The 3,393-nt window shown below is 49.2% G+C and carries 3 protein-coding genes; all 3 read left to right on the top strand.

The features are described 5' to 3' along the window. The first annotated feature begins 197 nt into the window (after positions 1-197). Positions 198-806, top strand: a complete 609-nt coding sequence (locus tag AC1BI1_RS15175; RefSeq protein WP_476718147.1) for a DUF6431 domain-containing protein — start codon at positions 198-200, stop codon at positions 804-806. Positions 807-973: 167 nt separating this feature from the next. Continuing rightward, positions 974-2,368 carry a DDE-type integrase/transposase/recombinase gene (locus AC1BI1_RS15170; protein WP_476718146.1) on the top strand — a complete coding sequence of 465 codons (1,395 nt, stop codon included), beginning with the start codon at positions 974-976 and terminating at the stop codon, positions 2,366-2,368. Beyond that, on the top strand, positions 2,369-3,169 hold the full coding sequence (locus AC1BI1_RS15165) for an ExeA family protein (protein ID WP_476718145.1): 801 nt from the start codon (positions 2,369-2,371) through the stop codon (positions 3,167-3,169). Positions 3,170-3,393: the final 224 nt, after the last annotated feature.

Genomic DNA, 3,393 nt, shown 5'->3' with positions numbered 1-3,393 from the left:
TGTAACTTCTCAAATTAAATCGAGGCTCGTTTGAACCATATTTGCGAATTGAACAATGTGCAGGGAAGGTTAATACCGAAGGAATGTAGGAATTCTCTCTCACTTTTTGTCAAGTTCCGTGAGTAAAGGTTGCTTTATCGAAAGAGGGGGTGCCAACTAGTAGCGAGTAGGTTAGAATAGGGGTGGGAGGGATTGCCATGCAGGTCGTATTCCATACTACAGTATCGCCCCAAGAGTATTACCGCCTGGGTAAAGATTTTCCTTTTCCTGAACCCAGCTCCTGTCCCAGCCCTCAATGCCTAGTAGAGATACCTCCGAAGAAACACGGCTTTTATACCCGCAACGTCCATGACGGTAACTTTAGCGCTCGCATCTTTATCCGCCGCTATTACTGCCCCTTTTGCCATACCACCATCTCTTACTTGCCTTCCTTTTGTTTGCCTTACTTCCAGTTCACTCTAGATTTAATCTTTACCAGCCTACGGCTAATCCTTATGTCTAACCTCTCCTTGCGCCCCTGCCTTAAGTTCCTTAAGGAAAGTTACCAACATCTCTTCTGGGAAATATCCCACTTACAGTTTTACCTCCGGCGTTTCTTAGCCAACTTGAGGTTTATCCAAATGGTCTTGCGCCAGCTCGAGCCTCAAATTGAGCTGCCGAATGAGGGAACAAACAAAATAGAAGGAGCCCCAAAGGTACTCCACCTCCTGGCCACCAGATTTTCCCCCATGCAGCTCTTTAGTTTCCGGTTTCACCAGGCTTGTGGATACTCTTTTATGGCTCCTTCGCACAGTATTCTAGCATAAAAGAAGCCCTCCTGGTACCCCCGTGAGGTGAAAAAAGCCAACAACAGACCTTTTGTCTGGGTAAGGGCCAAAAGAAATGATATGATGCAGGTGGCGCCTAAAAAGGCTGTAAGCGCTTATGGCCTCCTAAAATTTAACATCTAACCTAAAAGGAGGCTTATCTTTTTATGCTTTCGACCAAGGAAAGGGAAGAAATTGCCTTAAAGAAGTTTTCGCTCATTGCCCCCGTGTTGAACGGCCAGGTGCCCAGTCAAAAAGAGTATTTTAAAAAGCTGGCAGAAAAGCCTATCGAGATGCCCCATTACGGAGTTAAGAAGTATTCTCCTAAAAGTTTGGAGTGGTGGCTGTACCTTTACCGGCGCCATGGCCTGGAGGGATTAAAGCCCGGTTACCGTTCCGACCGCGGCAAAAGCCGGCGGATAACAGAGGAGATGGCGGCCAAAATTGCGGCTAAAAGGGCGGAAAAGCCCCGGCTTAACGGGGTCATGCTGTATGAGGAACTGGTCCAAGAAGGGGTATTTACCCCCTCGGAAGTTTCCCTGGCTACCTTTTATCGCTATTTGGCCCGAAATCCCCATCCAGCCTCTCCTGCTTTAGCCAGCGGTGAAGAAAAAGAAATTAAACGCTTTGCCCACCAGTGGGTAAACGAGCTCTGGCAGGGAGACATAATGTATGGACCTTACCTTAAGGCGGGCCGGGGTAAAAGAAAGACTTACCTTATAGCTTTTATTGACGACGCTTCGCGGCTCATTACTCATGCCGAATTTTCCTGGGAGCAAAATTTTCAAGCCATAAGAGCCGTCTTAAAAGAGGCTATTTTAAAGCGCGGCGTGCCTAAAATGATCTACACGGACAACGGCAGGGTGTACCGCTCAGGGCAGCTGGCCCTTATTTGCGCTGCTCTGGGGTGCACTCTCCTCCATGCTGAACCTTTCACCCCTTATGCCCGGGGAAAGATCGAGCGCTTTTTCCGCACCGTAAGGTTACGTTTTTTAAGTCGCCTGGAGCTGGACAAGATCAAGTCCCTGGAGGAGTTGAACCTCCTCTTTTGGCAGTGGCTGGAGGAGGACTACCAGCGTAAAATCCATAGCTCCCTGGGGCTAAGCCCCCTGGACTACTTCCTTTCCCAGGCCGACCGGGTGCGCCTATTTCCCGACCCGGCCCTTCTTAATGAATACTTCCTCCTGCGGGTCAGGCGTAAAATCAACCATGACGCGACTTTTTCCTTGGAAAACATCCTCTATGAAACTGAGCAAAAACTGGCCAACACCCGCGTGGAAGTGAGGTATGAGCCTGAATGGCTAAAAAACCCCGCCCGGCCAGTCTTTCTATACCAGGACGGCCTTAAAATTGGCGAGGCCCGGCAGGTCAACTTCTTCGCCAACGCCCAACTTCCCAGGAGAGGGAGTGGTCGCCCAACCCAGAAAAGTAAGCCTCTATCCCCAGAAGAGGAAACTCCTCCTCACCTTGAAACACCCCTCCCCGCACCCTCCCTCTCTTTTGCCGAACTGGTGGAAACGGGAAAAGAAGATAGCCCCGGCCCCTTAAGAGGTGATAAGTAAATGTTTACCCAGTTCTTCGGTCTAAAATTTAATCCCTTCACCAAGGAAATACCCTTCGACCAGTTATTCTTAAGCCAGGACCTGCTGGAACTGGCCTCCCGCCTCAAATACTTGCAACAGGTACGGGGCATTGGTCTCTTGACAGGCGAGCCGGGCTGTGGCAAAACCGCCGCCCTGCGGAAATTCTTAAACGAACTGAACCCCGCTCACTATAAAGCCTGTTATTTCGCTCTATCCACCGTTACGGTACTGGAGTTTTACCAGGGTCTGGCCCTGGAACTAGGTGAGGAACCCAAACATAAAAAGGTCGCTCTATTCCACCAGATCCAAACGGCTATCACCAGCCTCTATTACGACCGCCATATCACTCCGGTTATTGTCCTGGACGAATTCCACCTGGCCAGAAGCCAAACGTGGGAGGACTTAAGACTACTCTTTAACTTCCAGATGGATTCCCATAACCCCTTCATTCTTATCCTGGCAGGCCAGACCCTTATCCGTTCTAAGCTGGCCCTGAATGTCAACAACCCCTTAAGACAGCGCTTAACCGTAAAGTATTTCTTCCAGGGCCTTAAACCGGAAGAGCTAAAAGACTACTGCCTGAGCCGGTTGAAACTGGCCGGCCTTAACGAGGATATTTTTACCCCTGCTGCCTTAGACGCTATCTATGCCGCCACCCACGGCTTACCTCGCCTGGTAAACAACCTGGTCACTACTTGTATGCTCTGCGCCTGTGCCAAAAAGCAAAGAACCATTGATGAAGAAATCGTCTATCAGGCCCAGAAAGAACTGGAAATTTAGCAGGTAGGCTGTGTAAGCACTCCAAATCCTAGCTGTTTCGGCCGGGTACCCAACACACTGGTACCCGGCTTCTATTATTTTATGTGACCAGAAAGCTTTTCCTAGAGCAATATGCGAATAGTAATCGGGCAAAACCGCCTTAATGTGAGAATTAGGGCTACTTTGACTCTAGAACGACCTAATTTAATGTGCGAGCTTTTTACGGTTCAATTTGACAATCTACA

The sequence above is a fragment of the Thermanaeromonas sp. DSM 22490 genome (genome assembly GCF_056378755.1).
This window is presented reverse-complemented; position numbering and strand designations above follow the sequence as displayed.